At 55.0% G+C, this 21,454-nt stretch carries 20 protein-coding genes; 8 read left to right on the forward strand and 12 right to left on the reverse strand.

Features of this window, described 5'->3' with window-relative positions; translation table 11 throughout:
• Window positions 1-42: 42 nt before the first annotated feature.
• Window positions 43-1,149, reverse strand: coding sequence for an ABC transporter substrate-binding protein (locus J9880_RS15665; RefSeq protein ID WP_165497952.1), 1,107 nt, complete (start codon window positions 1,147-1,149; stop codon window positions 43-45).
• Window positions 1,150-1,328: 179 nt separating this feature from the next.
• Entirely contained in the window at window positions 1,329-2,432 is a 1,104-nt protein-coding gene (locus J9880_RS15670; protein WP_232769570.1) for an ABC transporter ATP-binding protein, read from the reverse strand.
• Between the two features lie 276 nt (window positions 2,433-2,708).
• Here J9880_RS15670 and J9880_RS15675 point away from each other — a divergent pair, with 276 nt between their 5' ends.
• From J9880_RS15675 to J9880_RS15700, 6 genes are all read left to right on the forward strand, one after another.
• Window positions 2,709-3,935 carry an extracellular solute-binding protein gene (locus J9880_RS15675; protein WP_095922464.1) on the forward strand — a complete coding sequence of 409 codons (1,227 nt, stop codon included), beginning with the start codon at window positions 2,709-2,711 and terminating at the stop codon, window positions 3,933-3,935.
• A 76-nt stretch (window positions 3,936-4,011) separates the two neighbouring features.
• Entirely contained in the window at window positions 4,012-5,313 is a 1,302-nt protein-coding gene (locus tag J9880_RS15680; protein WP_095922463.1) for a carbohydrate ABC transporter permease, read from the forward strand.
• 14 nt (window positions 5,314-5,327) lie between these two features.
• Window positions 5,328-6,179, forward strand: coding sequence for a sugar ABC transporter permease (locus J9880_RS15685; protein WP_095922462.1), 852 nt, complete (start codon window positions 5,328-5,330; stop codon window positions 6,177-6,179).
• 64 nt (window positions 6,180-6,243) lie between these two features.
• Complete coding sequence (locus J9880_RS15690; protein WP_229921118.1) at window positions 6,244-7,395, forward strand: glycoside hydrolase family 53 protein; 1,152 nt, start codon at window positions 6,244-6,246, stop codon at window positions 7,393-7,395.
• Window positions 7,396-7,459: 64 nt separating this feature from the next.
• The gene (locus J9880_RS15695) at window positions 7,460-9,529 is read left to right on the forward strand and encodes a beta-galactosidase (protein ID WP_095922460.1); all 2,070 of its coding nucleotides are present in this window, start codon (window positions 7,460-7,462) and stop codon (window positions 9,527-9,529) included.
• A 79-nt stretch (window positions 9,530-9,608) separates the two neighbouring features.
• On the forward strand, window positions 9,609-9,926 hold the full coding sequence (locus J9880_RS15700; RefSeq protein ID WP_119822259.1) for a glucose PTS transporter subunit EIIB: 318 nt from the start codon (window positions 9,609-9,611) through the stop codon (window positions 9,924-9,926).
• 253 nt (window positions 9,927-10,179) lie between these two features.
• On the opposite strand, the gene J9880_RS15705 is transcribed toward J9880_RS15700, so the two are convergent.
• Window positions 10,180-11,436 carry a maltoporin gene (locus J9880_RS15705; protein WP_232769571.1) on the reverse strand — a complete coding sequence of 419 codons (1,257 nt, stop codon included), beginning with the start codon at window positions 11,434-11,436 and terminating at the stop codon, window positions 10,180-10,182.
• A 279-nt stretch (window positions 11,437-11,715) separates the two neighbouring features.
• Between J9880_RS15705 and J9880_RS15710 the strand changes: the two genes are divergently transcribed.
• Both J9880_RS15710 and J9880_RS15715 read left to right on the forward strand, forming a co-directional pair.
• Window positions 11,716-12,786 (forward strand): LacI family DNA-binding transcriptional regulator, encoded by a 1,071-nt coding sequence (locus tag J9880_RS15710; protein ID WP_232769572.1) that lies wholly within the window; start codon window positions 11,716-11,718, stop codon window positions 12,784-12,786.
• Between the two features lie 74 nt (window positions 12,787-12,860).
• Entirely contained in the window at window positions 12,861-13,337 is a 477-nt protein-coding gene (locus J9880_RS15715) for a DUF805 domain-containing protein (protein ID WP_133823680.1), read from the forward strand.
• A 26-nt stretch (window positions 13,338-13,363) separates the two neighbouring features.
• On the opposite strand, the gene J9880_RS15720 is transcribed toward J9880_RS15715, so the two are convergent.
• Genes J9880_RS15720 through J9880_RS15760 form a run of 9 tightly spaced genes read right to left on the reverse strand, consistent with a single transcriptional unit; the run spans window position 13,364 to window position 21,371 of the window.
• Entirely contained in the window at window positions 13,364-13,912 is a 549-nt protein-coding gene (locus J9880_RS15720; RefSeq protein ID WP_095922455.1) for an RBBP9/YdeN family alpha/beta hydrolase, read from the reverse strand.
• The gene (gene citG / locus J9880_RS15725) at window positions 13,909-14,748 is read right to left on the reverse strand and encodes a triphosphoribosyl-dephospho-CoA synthase CitG (RefSeq protein WP_232769573.1); all 840 of its coding nucleotides are present in this window, start codon (window positions 14,746-14,748) and stop codon (window positions 13,909-13,911) included. The genes J9880_RS15720 and citG overlap by 4 nt, the downstream gene beginning before the upstream one ends.
• On the reverse strand, window positions 14,726-15,265 hold the full coding sequence (gene citX, locus J9880_RS15730; RefSeq protein WP_095922453.1) for a citrate lyase holo-[acyl-carrier protein] synthase: 540 nt from the start codon (window positions 15,263-15,265) through the stop codon (window positions 14,726-14,728). The genes citG and citX overlap by 23 nt, the downstream gene beginning before the upstream one ends.
• Window positions 15,265-16,791, reverse strand: a complete 1,527-nt coding sequence (citF, locus tag J9880_RS15735) for a citrate lyase subunit alpha (protein WP_232769574.1) — start codon at window positions 16,789-16,791, stop codon at window positions 15,265-15,267. Before citF ends, citX begins: the two co-directional genes overlap by 1 nt.
• Window positions 16,792-16,821: 30 nt before the next feature.
• On the reverse strand, window positions 16,822-17,697 hold the full coding sequence (gene citE / locus J9880_RS15740; protein WP_133823684.1) for a citrate (pro-3S)-lyase subunit beta: 876 nt from the start codon (window positions 17,695-17,697) through the stop codon (window positions 16,822-16,824).
• The gene (citD, locus tag J9880_RS15745; protein ID WP_015696741.1) at window positions 17,694-17,984 is read right to left on the reverse strand and encodes a citrate lyase acyl carrier protein; all 291 of its coding nucleotides are present in this window, start codon (window positions 17,982-17,984) and stop codon (window positions 17,694-17,696) included. Before citD ends, citE begins: the two co-directional genes overlap by 4 nt.
• Window positions 17,985-17,999: 15 nt before the next feature.
• Entirely contained in the window at window positions 18,000-19,094 is a 1,095-nt protein-coding gene (gene citC, locus J9880_RS15750) for a [citrate (pro-3S)-lyase] ligase (protein WP_232769575.1), read from the reverse strand.
• Entirely contained in the window at window positions 19,081-19,968 is an 888-nt protein-coding gene (locus tag J9880_RS15755) for a fumarylacetoacetate hydrolase family protein (protein ID WP_095922449.1), read from the reverse strand. The genes citC and J9880_RS15755 overlap by 14 nt, the downstream gene beginning before the upstream one ends.
• 38 nt (window positions 19,969-20,006) lie before the next feature.
• On the reverse strand, window positions 20,007-21,371 hold the full coding sequence (locus tag J9880_RS15760; RefSeq protein WP_095922448.1) for a 2-hydroxycarboxylate transporter family protein: 1,365 nt from the start codon (window positions 21,369-21,371) through the stop codon (window positions 20,007-20,009).
• Between the last annotated feature and the right edge of the window lie 83 nt (window positions 21,372-21,454).

Consider the following 21,454-nt stretch of genomic DNA (forward strand, 5'->3'; position numbering starts at 1 on the left):
CCGTGAGATAAAAAGCCCCGGCAGCGCGGGGCGGTGTCCCTTTTACTCTGTCCAGTAAGTGCCGGTCGGTTCGACGGCGAGGAACTGTTTATAAAGCTGTTGCTGCGTTTGCTGAGGATCGAGATCGGCAAACTTCTGCGGATAAAACGCTTTGGCGAAAACCTGCACCGCCAGCACGTTATACGGGGAATTGTAATAGTTGTGCCAGATGCCAAAACTGCGGCCATCTTCGACAGCTTTCAGGGTGCTGATGCCTTTGCGCGCCAGCAGCGGTTTCAGACTGGCGCTGGCCTGTTCCGGCGTGGTTTGCGCGCCGAGCACTAAACCCGCAGGTTGCGGATCGCCAGCTTTCGGCGGTTTACCGCCACCGCTCACCAGATAGACATCCGGTTGTGCGGCAATCACTTTCTCCAGATTCACCTGACCGAGAGGGCCGGGCAGCAGAGGTTTGGCGATGTTCACGCCGCCCGCCTGATCGATAAAATCACCCATATTGCCGTTACCGGCCGAGCGGCAGCATTCATCTGCCGTCGAGGCGCGTAACTCGATGAACACCTTAGGTTTATCCTGCTCAGGAATGTCTTTGGTGACGTCGGTGACGCGTCTGATATTGTCCTGATAGAAGCGGATATAGTCCTGCGCCTGCTTCTCACGGTTCAGCACTTTACCCAGCAGTTCCATGCTCGGCAGGGTGTTTTTCAGCGGAGAGGTGCGGAAATCCACAAACACCACCGGCACCCCGGCTTTCTGCAGCTGCGTCACCAGTTCGCTTTCCCGTCCCGGTCCGTGGCCTGACAAACCAAAGATCGCCAGCTGCGGGTTCAGCGTCAGGACTTTTTCCGGACTGATGCTGTCGGCGCTGGTATTGCCAATCAGCGGGATCTTGTCGATTTGCGGGAATTTTGCCTGATAGGTGGCGTAGGTTTGCGGATCAAGCTTACGGAAATCTCCCTGCCAGCCGACAATCCGGTCGAAGGGTTTCTGGCCTTCGAGCAGGGAAAGGGCGAAGAACAACCGGCCTTCTCCCAGTACCACGCGCTGAATATCATCCGGCACGGTAACAGTGCGCCCGGCGATATCGGTCACGGTGACAGCCTGCGTGGCGAAGCTAAGCACGCCAAGCGTGAGTCCGGCTAATCCGCCAGCCATGCGCTTAGCGGTGAGCGTCGTGAAAAAATTCTGCTGATAATTCATCTTCTTCCGATTCCTTTACGTTTCCCTGAAGAGGCGCTAACAATAAAAGAAATGATAACGATTATCAATGCGGTTTACATTAGTGCGGAAGAGGAGGGCAAAACCGCCCCGAAAGGGCGGCCTGAAGCGAGTGATTAATGCAGATGAGAAAGGCTTGGCGCGCTGATACGCAGTCCGTCCTGGCTGAACACCATGCAGCGTTTGGCATCGAACCAGGTGGTCAGGCTCTGATAAGGGTTGAAGGCCATGTCGCCCGGCAGCAGCATTTTAAAACCGTCGGTGCCGTAACATTGCCCGAACAGGTAGGTGCTGTTGCCCAGACGCTCAACCACTTCGCAGTTAAACTCCAGCACGTTTTCGGTTTCCTGCGACAGCAGATGTTCGGGGCGAATGCCGAGGGTGATTTTATCGCCCGCCGCCAGTTCGTCGGTACTGAGTGCCAGCGTCAGGGTTTTCTCCGGCGTCAGTCGCACTTCCAGCCGCTCAGGCTGCCAGCTCAGCACTTCTGCGGGCAGGAAATTCATCTTCGGGGAGCCGATAAATCCGGCCACAAACTGATTTACCGGGTTGTAGTAAAGATCCATCGGCGCACCCATCTGCTCGACTTTGCCATAGTTCATCACCACGATTTTATCGGCCAGCGTCATGGCTTCGGTCTGATCGTGCGTCACGTAAACCATGGTGGTTTTCAGTTCCTGATGCAGCTTGGAAATGTGCAGGCGCATGTCCACGCGCAGTTCGGCATCCAGGTTAGACAGCGGTTCATCAAACATAAAGACCTGAGGGTTACGCACAATCGCCCGGCCAATGGCGGTACGCTGGCGCTGGCCGCCGGAAAGCTGCTTCGGTTTTCGGTCCAGCAGATGAGAAAGTTGCAGGGTTTTGGCGACCATCTCCACCTGATGACGAATTTCTTCCTTTGGCACGCCGTTCACTTTCAGCCCGTAACCCATGTTTTCGGCAATGGTCATGTGCGGATACAGCGCGTAAGACTGAAACACCATCGCCACACCGCGCCGTGACGGGTCAACGTCATTGACCCGCTGCTCGCCAATGTAAACGTCTCCTTCCGTAATGTCTTCCAGCCCGGCAATCATGCGCAGCAGGGTGGATTTCCCGCATCCCGATGGCCCGACAAAGACAGTGAACTCCCCGTCTTCAATATCAATATTGATGCCATGCAACGTCACGGTTTTATCGAAACGTTTGACCACATTTTTAAGTCTGATGCTGGACATGTTTGACCTCATAAAGAATTCATACCGCTGATGTTTCGGACTATAACCACCTTGTGTAAGCGTTTGCACAGGCGGGTTCGAATTTTGGAGAGAAGATCACACAATACGCATCTTTTTGTAGTGATTTATGGCTTGTAAGTTTAACGTATAACATAGTTTTCAGGACGACATTAATCACTATGCAATCAGCGTTTAAAGGGTTTTTGGCATGGGTTGTTGATTCGGTGTCGTGTTTAACCCTACAAAAATGTTATACCTTCACATTCAGGAGCAACAATGAAAATTACACACCTTACTGCCCTGGTACTGATGTCGTTAAGCCTTAGCAGCCAGGCCGTCCGGGCAGCCGAGGGTCAGTTACTTATCTGGGAAGATATTAAGAAATCTTCCGGTATTGCCGACGCGGTGAAAGATTTTGAAAAAGAGAACAACGTCAAAGTCGTGGTGCAGGAAACGCCTTATGCACAACAAACGGAGAAATTACGTCTGGATGGTCCGGCAGGTATCGGCCCCGACGTCGTCGTGATCCCCAATGACCAGTTAGGGACCGCTGTGGTTCAGGGGTTGCTGGCACCGATGACCCTCGACAAGGCGTTTCTCGGCAGCTTTACCCCGTCGGCATTAAACGCATTCCAGCTGAAAGGCCAGACCTACGGCGTGCCGAAAGCCGTGGAAACGCTGGTGCTGATTTATAACAAAGATTTGCTGCCGCAGGCTCCGGCAACGCTCGACGAGTATTACACCTTCTCGAAAGCGGAAAGGGCGAAGGGCAAATACGGCCTGCTGGCCAAGTTTGACGAAGTCTATTACGCCTACGGCGCGATGGCTTCCATGGGCGGCTATATCTTCGGTAAAGACGCCAAAGGCGAAATCAACGTTGAAGATATCGGCCTGAACAAACCGGGCAGCATCGAAGCCATTACTTACCTGAAAAAATTCTATGCCGACGGATTATTCCCGGCGGGGATTGTCGGTGATAACGGCCTGAACGCCATCGATTCACTGTTTACGGAGAAGAAAGCGGCCGCAGTGATCACCGGCCCGTGGGCATTCCAGCCGTATGAAGCGGCGGGCATCAACTACGGCGTCAAAGCGTTGCCGCAGTTGCCGAACGGCAAACCGATGAGCTCATTCCTTGGCGTGAAAGGTTATGCGGTCTCGACGTACAGCAAGCAAAAACCGCTGGCCGAGAAATTCATCACCTTCATCAACCAGCCTAAGTACGCCAAAGTGCGTTACGAAGTGACCAAAGAAATCCCGGCACTGACGGTGCTGGTGAATGATCCGATGATCAAAAACGATGAGAAAGCCAATGCGGTGGCTGAACAGTCTACCCGTGCCACGGCCATGCCGGGTGTACCGGAAATGCAGGAAGTCTGGGGTCCGGCCAACAACGGCATCCAGCTGGGCGTGACCGGTAAACAACCGGTTGACGCGGCACTCAATGATGCCGTGAAAAATATCCAGATGCAGATCGAAGCGGCGAAAGCCAGCAACGAGTAACCGGTAACACCCCCGTATGTCTGACAAGAGGGCGTGAATTCACGCCCTCACCAGTGAAAGGAACATCTTTGTGTCTATGCGTCTTCATGAGGAAAACCCGGCGCCACTTTCTGCCAGCCACCATGCACCGGTGGCACTGGCTGTGGCGCTGATCCCCGGTTTTGGGCAGTTCTATAACCGGCAATGGGCCAAGGGAATCGTGTTTTTTATCATTCTTATTTGTTTCGCCGGCGTGTTCTATGATTTCCTGCGTCAGGGATTATGGGGGTTATATACGCTGGGCGAAGAAGTGCCGCGTGATAATTCTATATTCCTGTTAGCCAAAGGCATTATCAGCGTACTGATCGGTGCATTTGGCGTGGGGTTTTATTACTGGAGTCTGCGCGATGCGTGGGCTAACGGTAAACGTCGCGATCAGGGAGTGGAATTACCCGGCGTGCGTAAGCAATATCATTTATTGCTGCGTGAGGGATTCCCTTATTTAATGATCACGCCGGGCTTTATTTTGCTGGTGTTTGTGGTGGTCTTCCCGATTATATTCGGTTTCTCGATTGCGTTTACCAATTACAATTTGTATCACACGCCACCGGCGAAACTCGTCGACTGGGTGGGGTTCAAAAACTTTATTAATATCTTCACGCTCAATATCTGGCGCTCGACCTTGCTGGACGTCTTGCAATGGACGGTGGTCTGGACGGTGCTGGCGACCACGCTGCAATGTACCGTGGGCGTGATGCTGGCGATTCTGGTGAATCAGAAAGATCTGCGCTTCAAGGCGCTGATCCGCACCGTGCTGATCCTGCCGTGGGCGGTGCCGGGCTTCGTCACCATTCTGGTGTTTGCCGGCATGTTCAATGATTCCTTCGGCGTCATCAACAACGGCATTCTGGCGGCATTAGGCATTGAACCGAAAGCCTGGCTCACCGATCCGTTCTGGACCAAAACGGCGCTGATCATGATGCAGACCTGGCTGGGTTTCCCGTTTGTCTTTGCGATGACCACCGGCGTATTGCAGGCCATTCCCAACGACTTATATGAAGCCGCGACGATGGACGGTGCGAGCACCTGGAAGAAATTAAAAACCATTACGCTTCCGCTGGTCTTATATTCCATTGCGCCAATCATTATCACGCAATACACCTTCAACTTTAATAACTTCAATATTATCTATCTGTTTAATAACGGTGGCCCGGCGGTGGCGGGTTCGAATGCAGGCGGGACGGATATTCTGGTGTCGTGGATCTATAAACTCACCATGTCATCTTCGCAATATGCCATTGCCGCGACCATTACCATTTTGCTGTCGATATTTGTGGTCGGTATTGCGCTGTGGCAATTCCGTTCAACCAATTCATTTAAACAAGATGATATGGCGTAACCGGGGGAAGGGCTATGAGTAAGAACAGCAGTATTAAAAGAAACCGGTTTATCCGCCTGGGGCTGAGTTATTTCCTGTTGCTGATTGTGGCGGTGATCATTATTTATCCGCTGATCTGGACGGTCGGTGCGTCTCTGAATGCCGGTAACAGCCTGCTCAGTACGTCGATTATTCCGGAGAACGTCTCGTTCCAGCATTACAAAGACCTGTTTAACGGCGACGTGAATTACGTCGGCTGGTACTGGAACTCGATGAAAATCAGTTTCCTGACCATGATCCTGACCCTGATTTGCGTCAGTTTCACCGCCTATTCGTTTTCACGTTTTCGGTTTAAAGGCCGTAAAGACGGGCTGATGCTGTTTCTGTTATTGCAGATGATCCCGCAGTTTTCGGCGCTGATCGCCATCTTTGTGCTGGCGCAGTTACTCGGCCTGATTAACAGCCATCTGGCGCTGGTGCTGATTTACGTCGGCGGCATGATCCCGATGAACACCTATCTGATGAAAGGCTATCTCGATGCTATCCCGAAAGATTTGGATGAATCGGCGCGTATGGACGGCGCGGGGAATTTCCGCATTTTCATCGAAATCATCATGCCGTTATCGAAACCGATACTGGCGGTGATCGCGCTGTTTTCCTTCACCGGACCGCTGGGGGATTTCATCCTCTCCAGCACCATTTTGCGTACGCCGGACAAGTACACCCTGCCGATTGGCCTGTACAACCTGGTGGCGCAGAAGATGGGCGCGAACTACACCATGTATGCCGCAGGCGCCGTGCTGATCGCCGTGCCGGTCGCCATTTTCTATCTTGCCTTACAAAAATACTTCGTCTCCGGCCTGACCGCTGGCAGTACAAAAGGATAATGTCATGACGTTATTTTCTAAGAAGATTTTCAACAAAAGCGCAATGGCCTGTGTAGTGCTGGCGATGTCATTTTCGACCGTGGCGCAGGATGTGGTGATCAAAAAGGTCGCCAACGTTCCGGCGGATTTCATCAAAGGCGCGGACATCTCGACGCTGATTGATGTCGAAAAACACGGCGGCAAGTTCTTTGATCAGCACCACAAACAGACCGATGCGATGGAGATCCTCCGGCAGAACGGTTTTAACTACGTGCGCCTGCGTTTATGGGTGGATCCGAAAGACGCGCAGGGGCATCCGTACGGCGGCGGCAATAACGATCTCGCCACCACGCTGGAACTGGCGAAACGCGCCAAAGCGCAGGGGTTTAAAATCCTGCTCGATTTCCATTACAGCGATTTCTGGACCGATCCCGGCAAACAGTTCAAGCCGAAAAGCTGGGAAAAAATGGATTACCCGCAGCTGAAAACGGCCATTCATGATTACAGCCGCGAGGTGATCGCCAGATTACGTGCGCAGGGCACCGTGCCGGATATGGTGCAGGTCGGCAATGAAATGAACGGCGGCATTCTGTGGCCGGAAGGCAAAAGCTGGGGCGCGGGCGGCGGCGAGTTTGACCGTCTGGCCGGGCTGCTGAATGCCGCGATTTCCGGGGTGCGGGCGGACGAAAAAAATCCGTCTGACATCAAAATCATGCTGCATCTGGCGGAAGGCACCAAAAACGACACCTTCCGCTGGTGGTTCGATGAAATCAACCAGCGCAACGTGCCTTACGACGTGATCGGCCTGTCATTTTACACCTACTGGAACGGCCCGATTTCCGCCTTACAGGCCAACATGGATGACATCAGCAAACGCTACAACAAAGACGTGATTGTGGTGGAAGTGGCCTACGGCTATACCACCAAAAACTGCGACGCCGCTGAAAACAGCTTTACGGAAAAAGAAGCCAAAGACGGCGGCTATCCGGGCACGGTGCAGGGGCAGGCTGATTTCCTTAGCGACATGATCAACAGCCTGGTGACGGTGCCGGATCATCGCGGCAAAGGCCTGTTCTACTGGGAACCGACCTGGATCGCCGTTGACGGCGCAGGCTGGGCGACGCCCGCCGGTATGACCTACATCAATGACCACTGGAAAGAGGGCAATGCCCGCGAAAACCAGGCGTTATTCGGCTGTGACGGTCAGGTCCTTCCATCCATCAAAGTGTTCAATTAATCCCTTTTTCCCCGGCTTCATTGGCCGGGGAGTTGATATTTCTTAAAGTTCCTAAGGACCAAGCATGACGAAATTTCCTCTTCTGAGCAGTAAGATTTCCGGGCTATTACATGGTGCGGATTACAACCCGGAACAGTGGCTGGAAAGCCCTGATGTCCTGATCCGCGATGTCGAAATGATGAAAGAGGCACGCTGTAATGTCATGTCTGTCGGGATTTTCAGCTGGTCGGCGCTGGAACCCGAAGAAGGCCAGTTCACGTTTGGCTGGATGGATCAGGTGCTGGACCGTTTACATGAAAACGGTATCTCCGTCTTTCTCGCCACCCCAAGCGGGGCGCGCCCGGCGTGGATGTCACAAAAATATCCGGAAGTTCTGCGCGTAGGCCGCGACCGCGTAAAAGCGCTGCACGGCGGGCGTCACAACCACTGCATGAGTTCGCCGGTGTATGCTGAAAAAGTGCAGCTGATGAACAGCGCGCTGGCGAAACGGTATGCCCATCATCCGGCGGTGATCGGCTGGCATATTTCCAACGAATACGGCGGCGAGTGCCATTGCAACCACTGTCAGACCCGTTTCCGCGACTGGCTGAAAGCCCGCTATGTCACGCTGGATGCGCTGAACAAAGCCTGGTGGAGCACCTTCTGGAGCCACACGTACAGCGACTGGGCACAGATCGAATCGCCGTCACCGCAGGGCGAAAGCGGCGTTCATGGCCTCAATCTTGACTGGCGTCGTTTTAACACCGATCAGGTGACCCGTTTTTGCAGCGAAGAAATCCGTCCGCTGAAAGCGGAGAATCCGGCGTTACCGGCGACCACCAATTTCATGGAATATTTCTACGATTACGATTACTGGAAACTCGCCAGCGTGCTGGATTTCATCTCGTGGGACAGCTACCCGATGTGGCATACCCGCAAAGATGATATCGGTCTGGCGGCGTACACCGCGATGTATCACGACCTGATGCGCACCCTGAAACAGGGCCAGCCGTTTGTGCTGATGGAATCGACGCCGAGCTTCACCAACTGGCAGCCGGTCAGCAAGCTGAAAAAACCGGGCATGCACATTCTTTCTTCCTTACAGGCGGTCGCACACGGTTCGGATTCGGTGCAGTACTTCCAGTGGCGCAAAAGCCGTGGCTCGTCGGAGAAATTCCACGGCGCGGTGGTGGATCACGTCGGGCATATCGATACCCGTGTCGGGCGCGAAGTCTCCGAACTGGGCGGGATTTTATCCGCGCTGGCTCCGGTGGCGGGCAGCCGCGTCGACGCCAAAGTGGCGATTATCTTTGACTGGGAAAGCCGCTGGGCGATGGACGATTCCCTCGGCCCGCGCAATCAGGGGCTGGAATATGAAAACACCGTCGCCGGACATTACCGCGCGTTCTGGGCGCAGGGCATCGCGGTGGATGTGATCAATGCCGACTGCGATCTGACCGGTTATGACCTGGTGATCGCGCCGATGCTGTATATGGTGCGCGAGGGCGTTGGCGAGCGGATCACTGCGTTTGTGCAGGCCGGTGGCCGGTTTGTCGCGACTTACTGGAGCGGCATCGTTAACGAAAGCGATTTATGTTTCCTCAGCGGATTCCCCGGACCGTTGCGTCCGGTGCTTGGCATCTGGTCGGAAGAAATCGACAGCCTGACTGACGACCAGCACAACAGCGTCAGCGGTGTCGAAGGCAACGCGCTGGGGCTAAACGGCCCGTACCGTGCCAGTGAGTTGTGCGAAGTGATCCATCTGGAAGGCGCGGCGGCGCTGGCCACTTACGGCGATGATTTCTATGCCGGAACGCCAGCCGTGACCGTGAATCTGTTCGGCAAAGGGCAGGCGTATTATCTGGCTTCGCGCAATGATCAGCAGTTCCACGCTGATTTTTATACCGCGCTGGCCAAAGAGATGAAACTGCCGAAGGCGATAGATACCGAACTGCCGGAAGGCGTCACTGCAGCACGACGCACCGACGGGGAAAGTGAATTTATCTTCCTGCAAAACTATGCCGCAGACAGCCAGACGGTGACGCTGCCGGACGATTATCGCGATATGGTGCATGGTGGCGTATTGCCGCGCAAACTGACGCTTCCGGCACTGGGTTGCCAGATCCTGACGCGCCGGTTATCCGTTATTGCTTAAACCTTTATTTTAATACCGACGTGCAATCAGGAATTCCCGGTTGCACGTTTTTTTTCATTCCTGAAAGAGAGTAATCATCATGGTAAATATTAAAGACTTTATGCATGTATTCTCCGCGAAGAATAAAACTCCTGAAAATGACGCACCGCCATCGACTGACGTAGCGTTATTAATTGATGCCCTCGGCGGGCGCGAGAATATTATTAACGTTGATGCCTGCATTACCCGTTTGCGGGTGACCGTAAAAGAACTCAAACGGGTGAACTCCGGCGCTATCCAGCAGGCCGGTGCAATTGGCGTGGTGATTATCGGCCAGGAAGTGCATGCGATATTCGGTAAACAATCCGACAGCCTGAAGAAATTAATGACTGAGAAATTTGGATTAAAAAGCAATTAACTCCTTTCTTTAAATAACGGCAAAAATAAAGGCAGCCCGACACAAGGCTGCCTTTATTGTTTCTTCTTTTTGTTGCGGATAATAATGATGCTGCTGTGCGGAGAAAAAACGTAACGATCCCCTACAAGAGAAATTAAGTTTTTGTCTGTCGCTTTATTACAATGAGGATATTTCTCTAATAACTAACGCCTGTTTTTTTCAAAGTCATTGGAGTTGCAGCCAACGCAGCAACAGCTTCAAGAATGAAGGAAATTTACCACCAGGCTTCCACCTGAACCCCAAAGTTCCACGTATCGGATTTGGTGTGATCTTCAAAGGTATCGCCATGCTCTGAATCATTCAGATATGAAGCGAACACGCGCAGTTCAGGGCGTGACATAAACTCAGGACCGGCTGCCAGACCCATCGCCAGTGTATATTTCTGACCGCCTTGCTTATAGTTGGAACCGTTCTTGTAATCGTCTTTCTGATAGAACGTACCGACTTCACCGATGGTGCGGACATAATCCGTCCACTGGTATTGCGCACGGCCCACCAGAGAAACCAGCTCCGTGGTATCGGTATAATCGGTGATGTTTTCCGCGTGACCGTAAGTCAGCACGTGGTTCAGGCTGAACTTGCTGGTGATCGGGATCAGGCCGGTGATGATACCGCGATAACCGGTGGCGTCATTGGTGTAGTTCCACATATCGTACCAGCCGCCGCCCTGCGAAATCATGTTCTGCGCCAGACCCTTGTTGGCGTACTGCAACACCAGTTTGTTGTAACCGCCCCACATATCCTGACTGATTTCGCCGGTCAGCATCACGCCGTTATCCGCATCGTACAGACCGCCGTAGTCTTTCTGATCGTGCGTCAGGTTTGGCATGGCGTAGTCGGCACCGACTTCCATCCATGCACCGTTCCACGGTTTGATCCCGGCATAACGTACGTCGATGTAGTTGATGTTGACGTCGCTATCGCCATCCACGCGGTAATCCACGTCATTGGCATCGCCACGGATCCAGGCCACGGACAGCGCGCCATCGCCCAGTTTCAGGTTTTCAACACCGGCACCGGCACCGGAAATGTTCCAGTATTTGGTATCAATGATGTGTAAATCGTGGCGCTGGTAATAACGTTTACCGCCCCAGATCACCGCATCTTTATCCCACGGCACCAGCCCTTTAATTTGCAGATTCAGCTGACGCAGACCGAACTGGGCATCGTCGTTAACGGTGTTTTCATCATCATTGGAACCGTCGGATACCATGCTGACCATCGAGTCGACATAAAAACTCACATCGTCTTTCTTATAGACTTCGCTGCCCAGTTCGATTTCACCGTAGGTGTCATCTTCGTTGCCCAGACGACCGACTTTGTTTTTCTGGAATTGCTCCAGACTGCCGCTGCCGGAAACGCCAAGCCCGGAACGCAGATACCCATGAAAATCAATATCGTTTGCCACTGCCGGGCCTGTCGTAATGGCGAGTGAAACCGCCACAGCCAGAGTGCGTAAGTTGTGTTTCATTCTTTTTCCTTATGATTGTATGACGTTCACATTTACGGAATCTATAAGATACCCAGAAACAATAATGATCAATTTTACACATTCGGAATTGTGAGATATGTCTGGTAATTATGACGTTTTTGTTAATGCGGTGGTGATGCAAATCACGATTATATGCAATGTTAACGTATAACTTATGCAATGACCGGCTCTCCAGATTGAACTTTTAAATGAGATCCCGTACGTTGGCTCGATTATCATGAAACGAAGCAAAATCACGGGCCGCAGACTGGGGAAAGAATGAAATCAAAAAGTTCGACATTAGAAGATGTTGCCCGCTATGCCGGTGTCTCTTATCAGACGGTTTCGCGGGTATTGAATAAGTCGGCCAATGTCTCAGACGCCACCCGCCGCAAGGTCGAGCAGGCGATAGAAGTATTGCGTTATGTGCCGAACCGGCTGGCGCAACAACTGGTTGGAAAACAAAGCTTCACCCTCGGACTGGTGACCACCTCGCTGGCGTTACATGCGCCGTCGCAAATTGCCGCTTCCGTGAAGAAATACGCCCATCAGGCCGGGTATCAGGTGCTGATCTCCATGATTGATGAAGACGTGAATCAGAGCATTCAGGACTCCATCAACGAGCTGAAATCACAGCGTGTGGAACGGGTGATCATCAACATTCCGCTGGAAAGCACAGAGGCAGAGCGGATTTACGAAAATAACCGCGATATTTTGTGTCTGTTCCTCGATGTCGATCCCACCAGCCCGGTGTTCAACGTGTGTTTCAATCCGGCCGATGGATCACGCGCCAGCGTGGAATATCTGCATGATTTAGGGCATCGCGAATTCGCCTTGCTGGCGGGGCCGGAGGATTCCGTGTCATCCCGTCTGCGTCTGAAAAGCTGGCAGGAAACACTGGCGGAGAAAGACATCCGTCCGGTGACGGTGATCCACGGTGACTGGAGTGCAAAAAGCGGGTATTACAGCGCGTTGCAGATTTTGCGGGAGACGCCGCAATTCACCGCCATGCTGGTGGGGAATGACCAGATGGCGCTGGGCGTGATCAGTGCGCTGCATCAGCATAACGTCGCCATCCCGCAGCAGGTGTCGATCATTGGTTACGATGACACCTACGACAGTGCCTTTTTCCATCCGGCGCTGACCACCGTCTCGCTGGATCTCGATTTGCAGAGCAAAGAGGCGGTTGAACATCTGCTGGCCGAAAGCCCTGAAGCGACATCGTCGAAAATTTTGCCTGCGCAACTGGTGGTGCGTAACTCGACGCGCGCGCCGGGGCAGCAGGATAAAGATCTGAATCAGATTGCCGACCAGCTTGATATTCTGGCGAAGCAGTTGCGGGGGCATTAAGAAAACGCTCTGTTTGATTACGAATTGAAAATTAACGTTATAAAACTGATTAACCGGTAAAAGGACGTGATGAGATGACGGTATGGCAGTGTTATTTGCAGGGCTGGAAAAGGTATGTGGATTTTAATGGTCGGGCGACGCGCAAGGAGTTCTGGACATTTGCACTGGGCAACTTGCTGATCATTATTTTGCTGACCATGGGCGTGTCCTTCCTGTTCGCGCTGGCGGGGGATCCTCACAGCATCTTTTACGCTGGCGTGGCTTACACCCTGTTTGCCCTGGCGACGGCATTGCCGCTGCTGGCGGTGGGTGTCCGGCGCATGCATGACATCAACCGTTCCGGCTGGTGGTTTGGCTGTGTCTATCTGGCCGGCGTGGTCTCGCGCCTGCTAAATTCGATTCTGATGGAATACGCTTCACCGGAAACGTATGTCTGGATGAAAATCACGCTGGGCATTGCGCTGGGGTGGATCCCGCTGCTGATGATGATTTTCCTCTGTTGCCAGAAGTCTCAGCCTCCGCAGGCAATGCATTCCCGTATTGTTGAGTAACGCCATACTGAGTGCGTTTCCTGTCGTTATGTCGACACGTTTGCCGTCAGTCCGGCGGCAAACTGCTCCAGTTTTGCCAGCCCCCACGGCCATTCGCCAAACCCCGACTCGACATTGATGTGTCCGGCTTCGCCGATATCGGCCAGCTCGCAGCCCCATGCCTGTGCCCAAAACCTTGCCCGGCCGAAAGACAGCAACGGATCGGTGTGACTTGCCACCAGCAGCCCCGGCACGGCAAGCGGCACAGGCAAAATGTCGTCCTCCAGCCCGAAACGCAGCGGTTCCGCAGGCGCGACCAGCATCACCCCGGCGCAATGTTGCGGGTGGCGGTTCGCCCACACCAGACTGGCGAGTGCGCCAAAACTGTGGCCGATCAGCAACAGCGGGGCGGGGGTGAGTTTTCTTTCGCGGTCGATGGCGGCTATCCAGCCTTCAAGATCGCCCTGTGACCAGTCGCGCTGGCGGATGCGCAGCCAATGAGGGCGTTGCTCATGCCAGCGGCTTTGCCAGTGCCCGGCTTCGCTGTCGCGCAGTCCGGGAACCAGCATCAGGGTGATGTCAGATGCAGTGCTCATTGCGGGAAAGCCACTAATACCGTCGCCACCGCCAGTAAATCAGCACTGCCGCCGGGGCTGAGATGTCGGGCAATCAGCGCCTGATCCATCTGCTGTAAATCCTCTTTCTGCCAGCCCGATGTCAGTAACCGGCGTGCATAATCCTGCACGAAATGTAATCCGCTCAGCCCGCCGCGCGCCACCAGATTGGTATCCGGGTTATACGCCATCAGACGCAGCAGGGCGTTCAGGCTGCGGCGTTCAGGATGGGTTTCACTGTACCAGTGCGGTAAGACATGACGGCGCAGGGTAAGGAAACCGCTCTCCACTTCGCCGCGTGCGCCGGTCATGCCGTGAGCCTGAAACAGGCGTTCACCGGCCGTGGCGGGCTGACGGCAATGTTGTAATTCCCGTTCGACCAGACCTTGTGTCATGGCGGCCACTTCTGCGCATAAACCCTGACGGGTCAGCGGACGGTGGCCTGCGCTGAGCCTGCCTGCCGCCGTACACAACAACCCCAGCGAGAAAATGCCGCCTTTGTGGGCATTAATCCCCTGTGTTGCGCCGAACATCGCCTGTTCACAGGCCAGACCGGCGGGGCGGATACGCATCAGCATCGCCGGTGCAGGCTGCAAAAAATCCTGCTGTCCCTGCGCCTGAAACTGATACAACCACGGTGCTATGGCGTCGATGCTGCGCAGAAACAGCGGCAAATCCATGTCATCGTGCGAACCGTTATTGGCACTGTCCACCAGTCCCGGTTTGGGTGTCAGCCAGACTTCACTGCGCAGGGCGTCTGCCGCCAGCGTGGCGACGGACGGGGGGGAAAGTGATTCAGTGAGCGCGGTGCCAGCCATCGATCAGCGCCTCCACTTTTGAGATCACCTGATCCAGCGGGTGATGACGCGAACGGGCGCAGGCATGGGCAGGGCCGTGGCAGACCAGACAGCGGCGGCTGGCAAGGTCGAGTGAGCGTCGCCCTGTCACGCCTGCCTGCGGACAAATCACATCGAAATCCCATAAACGCCCGAGCGCATGAGATTGCTCCAGCGCGACGGTCGCTGCTTTCACTTCCGCTGCCGGATGTGCCACACACCAGAACGCTTCCGCTCCCGAAGGCAGCCAGAAAACCTGATGTTTCAGTACCGGCCAGCCGTGTTGCAGTAACATCACGTCGGCGCGTTGCAGCGCCTCACGCATTACCTGACGGTAGCTCACGGAATCTTTCACCGGCCCCGGCGTGACCAGCGTGAGGGAGATCAGCGGCTGTGAGAATTGTGTCAGCCAGTCGGTTTGCCGCTGTGCACGCAGTTCCTTTGCTGCCAGCAAATCCTCCAGGCTGACGCCTGCCTGAGCAGGCGTCATGATGGTCATTATGCGTCCTCTTTTACCTGATGAACCACGTCGATCACGCTGCCGTCGCGATAGCGGATCACCCCCACGATACGGTCGGTGAATTCAATCGGTTTCGGCTCGCCGGTCAGGGAAATTGCCCGCTGATACAGGGTTTCAATGTCCATGATTTTCATCCCCGCCTCTTCCAGCCGCTGACGGATTTCCGGACGTGCCGGATTCACGGCGATGCCGTGGTCGGTCACCAGCACGTCGATGCTTTCCCCCGGCGTCACGCGGGTTGTGACACGACGCACCACCGTCGGGATCCGGCTGCGCAGTAACGGCGCGACCACGATGGTCAGGTTGGCGGCGCTGGCAACGTCGCAATGTCCGCCGGAGGCGCCACGCATTACGCCGTCGGAGCCGGTGATCACGTTGACGTTAAAACCGGTGTCGATTTCCAGTGCGCTCAGGATAACGATATCCAGCTGATCACAACTCGCCGCTTTCGCGCCCGGATTGGCGTACACATTGGTGGAAATCTCGATGTGCCGCGGGTTACGGCTGAGCGAGGCCGCCGCTTGCCCGTCGAAACATTGCGTATCCAGCAGGGTGTCGATCAGACCTTTTTCATGCAAATCCACCAGACTGCCGGTGATGCCGCCGAGGGCAAAACGGGCGGTGATCTGGTTGCGTTCCATTTTTTCTTCCATGAAACGGGTACAGGCCGTCGCCGCCGCGCCGGAACCGGTCTGCATCGAAAAGCCCGGTTTGAAATAGCCTGAATATTCGATGACTTCCGCTGCCGTGCGGGCAATCATCAGCTCGCGCGGATTACTGGTGACACGCGCCGCGCCGACGCTGATTTTTGCCGGATCGCCGACCTGATCGACTTTTACGATGTAATCCACCTGATCCTGCACCAGACTGGCGGGCATGTTAGGGAAGGGCACCAGTTCTTCCGTCAGCAGCACCACGGTGTTGGCAAACTGTGCGTCAACCATCGCGTAACCCAGCGAACCACAACAGGATTTACCGTGCGTGCCGTTGGCGTTGCCGAATTCATCGCTGCACGGCACGCCGAGAAACGCGACATCAATGTTCAGTTCGCCGTCCTGCAGCAACTTCACCCGTCCGCCGTGGGAGTGGATGTGTACCGGTTCTTCCATCAGCCCGTGCGAGATGGCATCGGCCAGTTTGCCGCGCATGCCGGAGGTATAAATACGGGTGATGACGCCATGGCGGATATGTTCGATCAGCGCCTCGTTGCAGGTCATCAGCGAGCTGGACGCCAGCGTGAGATTTTTAAAGCCAAGGTTCGCCAGTGTCGCCACGACGTGATTGATCACCTGATCGCCTTCGCGAAAAGCGTGATGGAAGGAAATGGTCATGCCGTCTTTCAGGCCGCTGCGGGCAATCGCCTGTTCCAGCGAATCACACAATTTACGGTGCAGACGGGCATCCGGATCGGAAAGATAAGGCGTCGTGCGGTGGGCGCCGTCAAACGGCACAAGGTGCCGGAGTTGCGGATGATGGCTGTGCAAAGTTTCAGTTAAATGACTCATGATAAAGATCTTCCTGTGCAAAATTGAGGGCTAGCGGCGCACGCCTGACGCGCTGGCGCGTTCAAGTACCACCTGTGCATGATTGATGATCGGGCCATCGATCATCTTGCCGTTCAGCGAAATCACGCCCAGACCGTTACGCTCACCTTCTTCAGCGGCAGCAATCACGCGGTGCGCGTAATCCACCTCTTCCTGTGTTGGCGCATAAGCGTTATGCAGCAGCTCAATCTGGCGCGGGTTGATCAGGGATTTGCCGTTGAAGCCCATTTTGCGGATCAGCTCGACTTCCCGCAGGAAACCGGCCTCGTCGTTGATGTCGGAATAAACCACGTCGAAGGCATCGATACCGGCAGCGCGGGCGGCATGCAGCACGGCACAGCGGGCATAAAACAGCTCGGTGCCATCGCCGCGCTCAGTTTGCATGTCCATCACGTAGTCGAAAGCCGCCAGCGCGATGCCGATCAGACGCGGTGAACAGCGGGCGATCGCCACGGCGTTAATCACGCCAATGGCCGATTCGATCGCCGCCATGATTTTGGTCGAACCGGGTTCACGACCGCAGTCTTTCTCGATGCGTTCGATATGTGCTTCCAGTTCAAAAATATCGTCCGGCGTATCGGTTTTGGGTAAGCGCACCACATCCACCCCGGCACGTACCACAGCCTCCAGATCTTTAAGGCCAAAGGGGGTGCTGAGCTGGTTGATGCGGACAACGGTTTCGATATCGCGATACATCGGATGCTGAAGGGCATGGAAAACCAGAATGCGTGCGGTGTCTTTTTCACGCAGCGAAACGGCATCTTCCAGATCGAACATGATGGAGTCCGGACGATAAATAAACGCAGTGGACAACATGGCGGCGCTGGCTCCCGGCAGGAACAGCATGCTGCGGCGCAGTTTTTTCATCGTAACGTCTCCCAGTTAATCTCTTCAGCCTGTGCCGCGCGCAGCACCGCACTTTGTACCCTGGCGCGGATCACACAATCGAGCGCGCCTTTATCTTCGATAATCAGTAAGCCTTCGGTCACGCCGAGGGCGGCGAGTGTCTCGCTGACCACGCTTCGGATCTGATCACCAAACTGTTTGATGACTTCACTGTTGATCACCACATTCAGCTCACTGGCCGGGGCGATTTTGACCAGCAAATCGCTGGATTCAACCGTGCCTGCCAGCGCCTCCTTCACAATTTTCATTGGTTTTTCCTGCTGTTAACAAAGTGAGGGTGAAATAATACGTTCGTCACCGAGTGCGGTTTCAGCGGGCGCACTGGCGAAATAATGTTGTTCGAGATGTGCATAGGTGCCGGGCGGAACGATGTCGCGGATCCGTGCCAGTTGCTGTGTTTTGAGCAAGGCACGCACCTCAGAGGCGGAAATGGCCCTGCCGCTGGCGTGACGTTTTCGCGGTAACTCGGTCACACTCAGGGGCGGCGACGCCGAGCGGGAAGGGGTTTCCAGCCAGTCATGCATATCGCAGTTGTACTGATGCGTGACCGGGCAGAAAGGCTCACTGCCGACAAAACGATGGGTAATCCCCAAGGCCGGGGCGATGTACTGACGGAAAATCAGCAGATCCATCACGCTCCAGGCCTGATTGACCAGTCCGGCATCCTTGAGGAAATAACCGGGGAAGGTCGCGCGGGAAATCAGATATTCCGAACCGGCATGCACCGTCACATTGGACAGGTCTGCCACCCCCTGACGCACCATCTCCAGCCGTTCCTGAAACGGGAAATACGACACGTCTTCACTGACCACAAACACATGCAGCCAGTCGCAGGTCGCCGCCGCCTGTTCAGCCAGATAACGGTGACCAAGCGTAAACGGATTGGCATTCATCACTACCGCGCCAATACGCTGGCCGCGGTGATAATGGCGTTGCAACCCACGGCAATAATGGCTGATGCCTACCGGCGTGTTTTCCATCAGCACTGCCACCTGATCCCACTGCACCAGCGGATAAAACCCGCAGCCGCGAAAACGCTCAAGATTGGCGGGGCGGGTGTAGAGAAACAGATGGAAATGTCCGCCGGAGACCGCCAGATTTTCCACTTCGCCGAGCAGTCTGGCGCTGAGATTTTCACCGCGCCAGTCGGCGGCGACGGCCACACATTTGATGGTGTTGCTCACCAGTCCGGCGCATCCGACCAGCTGGTGGCCTGAACAGGCCACCACAAACTGCTCAATATCGTCATCCATGCCCAGCTGACTTTGTTGCAGCAGGGCGCGGATATCCTCCAGCATGCCTTGCGGCGGCTGGCTGACAGAGATGACGTGAAAGTCGGGCGTATTACGACTGAACATAAGCCGGGCTCAGCTGACGGTCGGTGGCAATCTTCATGTCTGCGGCGACAATCACATTGCTCAGATGGCCGATCTTTTCGATTTCCACTTCGATGCGGTCGCCGGGCTTCATAAACAGCGGTGGCACGCGTTTTTTCCCCACGCCCCCCGGAGAGCCGGTGATGATCACGTCACCGGCATGCAGCGTGGTAAAGGTGCTGATGTATTCAATCAGTTCAGCGACTTTGTGGATCATGCTGCGGGTGTTGTCTTCCTGCACCATGTTGCCGTTAAGCCACGTACGGATCGCCAGCGAGTGCGGATCCGGGATTTCATCGGCGGTGGTCATCCACGGCCCGAATGCGCCGGTCTGACGCCAGTTTTTACCGGCGGTAAACCAGGTGTGCTGCCAGTCACGGGCGGAACCGTCCATGTAGCAGCTGTATCCGGCGACATGCGACAGGGCATCTTCGCGTGAGATATTTTCCCCGGCCGAACCGATGATCACCGCCAGTTCCCCCTCGTAATCAAACTCCACAGACCGGCTCGGTTTGATGACGGGAGAACCGTGGCCGGTTTGCGAGTCGGCAAAGCGCACGAACAAGGTCGGCGCCGGATTATGCTGGTCAAACTCTTTGCGTTTTTCGGCATAGTTCATGCCGACGCAGAGGATTTTTTCCGGATTCTGAATTACCGGCAGAAACGTCAGATCACTGAAATCGAGATCGACGGGCAGGGTAGCCAGTTCCTGAGCATGTGCCAGCCCGTTCCCCGCCAGCAGGGCTTTCAGGTCCGGGTAAAGCTGTCCGAGATGACGACCCAGGTCGATCATGCCGTGCGCCGTTGCGATACCGTAGGACTTGCGCCCCTTATAGAGATAACTTGCCAGTTTCATAAAAATGTCCTGAATTTTAAAAAGGGTTGAACACGGCGTCAGACAAGGAAGTTGCCGAGAACCAGCAGTGCAACCGAGACGTTGATCGCACCGCCGATACGGGTGGCGATCTGGGCAAACGGCATCAGCGACATACGGTTGCCCGCCGTCAGAATCGCCACGTCACCGGTTCCGCCCTGACCGCTCTGGCAGCAGGAGACGATGGCGACATCAATCGGGTGCATGCCGATTTTCTTACCGACGAAGAAGCCGGTGGCCACCAGCGCGCCGACGGTGCTGACGATGACCAGCAGATTAGAAAGGGTGAACGCGGCAACCAGTTCATTCCACGGGGTGATAGCCACACCGACGGCGAACAGGATCGGGTAGGTCACTGAGGTCTGGAAGAATTTGTAAACCACCTGAGAACCTTCGAGCAGGCGCGGAGAAACGCCATGCGCCAGTTTCAGGGCGACAGCCGCGAACAACATGCCAACCGGTGCAGGCAGGCCAATCAGTTTGTGCAACAGCATGCCGACCATGTACAGCAGCACGGCCAGCAGGGCACCGGCAGCGATGGTGGTGACATCGGTTTTACCGCCGGTACCGCTCAGCTTGCTGCTGTCTGCGGTGGCGTTTTTGGAAGACGGCATCAGCTGGCCTTCACCGGTCAGGTGCGGATAGCGTTTACCGAGTTGATTCAGTGAGCCTGAGATCACGATAGCCGTCAGACCGCCCAGCATCACAATAGGCAGAATGCGACCCAGTGCCACGCCCTGATCCATATGCAGTAATGTCGCGTAGCCGATGGACAACGGAATGGCCCCTTCGCCTACGCCGCCCGCCATGATTGGCAGGATCAGGAAGAAGAAAATCTGGAAGGGTTCCATGCCCAGCGCCAGACCCACGCCCATCCCGGTTAACATGCCGATCACTTCACCGCACAGCATCGGGAAGAAGATGCGCATGAAGCCCTGAATCAGCACTTTGCGATCCATACTCATGATGCTGCCGACGATAATGCAGCAGATGTACAGATACAGAATGTTGGTGCTTTTATAGAACTTGGTGGTGGACTCGACCACTACATCGGGCAGCAGGCCGTAATAGACCAGCGCGGAAGGAATGAAAGTGGCGCAAATCGCCGCCGCCCCCATTTTGCCGATGAACGGCAGACGCTTGCCGAACTCGCCGCAGGCGAAGCCGAAGAACGCCAGCGTGGCGACCATCACCACGATGTCGCTGGGCAGTTTGCCGTCGAGACAGTCAATGGCAATCAGCAATCCCGCCATGGCAAACAGCGGTAACGGAATAATGCCAATTTTCCAGGTATCGAGAATGTGCCACCATTTTTCTTTTAATGAGAGCTGTTTTGCGGAGGAAGAGGCCGCGGGAACAGAATAGGTGTCGTCGGTTGTACTCATGATGAATCCCCTGTGTCAATTTGTGCAGGGAGTGTAAGAGAGATAGTTGCCGCTATTATGTGAGGTGCCGCAAATTAGAAACG

The sequence above is a fragment of the Rahnella victoriana genome (genome assembly GCF_021276285.1).
In the GTDB taxonomy this organism is placed as follows: Bacteria; Pseudomonadota; Gammaproteobacteria; order Enterobacterales; family Enterobacteriaceae; genus Rahnella; species Rahnella victoriana.

Excerpts from the sequence above, each read along its gene's own strand:
- J9880_RS15690 (WP_229921118.1), top strand. The coding sequence starts at position 6,244 with ATGTCATTTTCGACCGTGGCGCAGGATGTGGTGATCAAAAAGGTCGCC.
- J9880_RS15720 (WP_095922455.1), bottom strand. The coding sequence starts at position 13,912 with ATGAGCACTGCATCTGACATCACCCTGATGCTGGTTCCCGGACTGCGC.
- citG (WP_232769573.1), bottom strand. The coding sequence starts at position 14,748 with ATGGCTGGCACCGCGCTCACTGAATCACTTTCCCCCCCGTCCGTCGCC.
- J9880_RS15680 (WP_095922463.1), top strand. The coding sequence starts at position 4,012 with ATGCGTCTTCATGAGGAAAACCCGGCGCCACTTTCTGCCAGCCACCAT.
- J9880_RS15675 (WP_095922464.1), top strand. The coding sequence starts at position 2,709 with ATGAAAATTACACACCTTACTGCCCTGGTACTGATGTCGTTAAGCCTT.
- J9880_RS15715 (WP_133823680.1), top strand. The coding sequence starts at position 12,861 with ATGACGGTATGGCAGTGTTATTTGCAGGGCTGGAAAAGGTATGTGGAT.
- citX (WP_095922453.1), bottom strand. The coding sequence starts at position 15,265 with ATGACCATCATGACGCCTGCTCAGGCAGGCGTCAGCCTGGAGGATTTG.
- citE (WP_133823684.1), bottom strand. The coding sequence starts at position 17,697 with ATGAAAAAACTGCGCCGCAGCATGCTGTTCCTGCCGGGAGCCAGCGCC.
- J9880_RS15665 (WP_165497952.1), bottom strand. The coding sequence starts at position 1,149 with ATGGCTGGCGGATTAGCCGGACTCACGCTTGGCGTGCTTAGCTTCGCC.
- J9880_RS15685 (WP_095922462.1), top strand. The coding sequence starts at position 5,328 with ATGAGTAAGAACAGCAGTATTAAAAGAAACCGGTTTATCCGCCTGGGG.
- J9880_RS15700 (WP_119822259.1), top strand. The coding sequence starts at position 9,609 with ATGGTAAATATTAAAGACTTTATGCATGTATTCTCCGCGAAGAATAAA.
- J9880_RS15710 (WP_232769572.1), top strand. The coding sequence starts at position 11,716 with ATGAAATCAAAAAGTTCGACATTAGAAGATGTTGCCCGCTATGCCGGT.
- citC (WP_232769575.1), bottom strand. The coding sequence starts at position 19,094 with ATGTTCAGTCGTAATACGCCCGACTTTCACGTCATCTCTGTCAGCCAG.
- citF (WP_232769574.1), bottom strand. The coding sequence starts at position 16,791 with ATGAGTCATTTAACTGAAACTTTGCACAGCCATCATCCGCAACTCCGG.
- citD (WP_015696741.1), bottom strand. The coding sequence starts at position 17,984 with ATGAAAATTGTGAAGGAGGCGCTGGCAGGCACGGTTGAATCCAGCGAT.
- J9880_RS15705 (WP_232769571.1), bottom strand. The coding sequence starts at position 11,436 with ATGAAACACAACTTACGCACTCTGGCTGTGGCGGTTTCACTCGCCATT.
- J9880_RS15755 (WP_095922449.1), bottom strand. The coding sequence starts at position 19,968 with ATGAAACTGGCAAGTTATCTCTATAAGGGGCGCAAGTCCTACGGTATC.
- J9880_RS15670 (WP_232769570.1), bottom strand. The coding sequence starts at position 2,432 with ATGTCCAGCATCAGACTTAAAAATGTGGTCAAACGTTTCGATAAAACC.
- J9880_RS15760 (WP_095922448.1), bottom strand. The coding sequence starts at position 21,371 with ATGAGTACAACCGACGACACCTATTCTGTTCCCGCGGCCTCTTCCTCC.
- J9880_RS15695 (WP_095922460.1), top strand. The coding sequence starts at position 7,460 with ATGACGAAATTTCCTCTTCTGAGCAGTAAGATTTCCGGGCTATTACAT.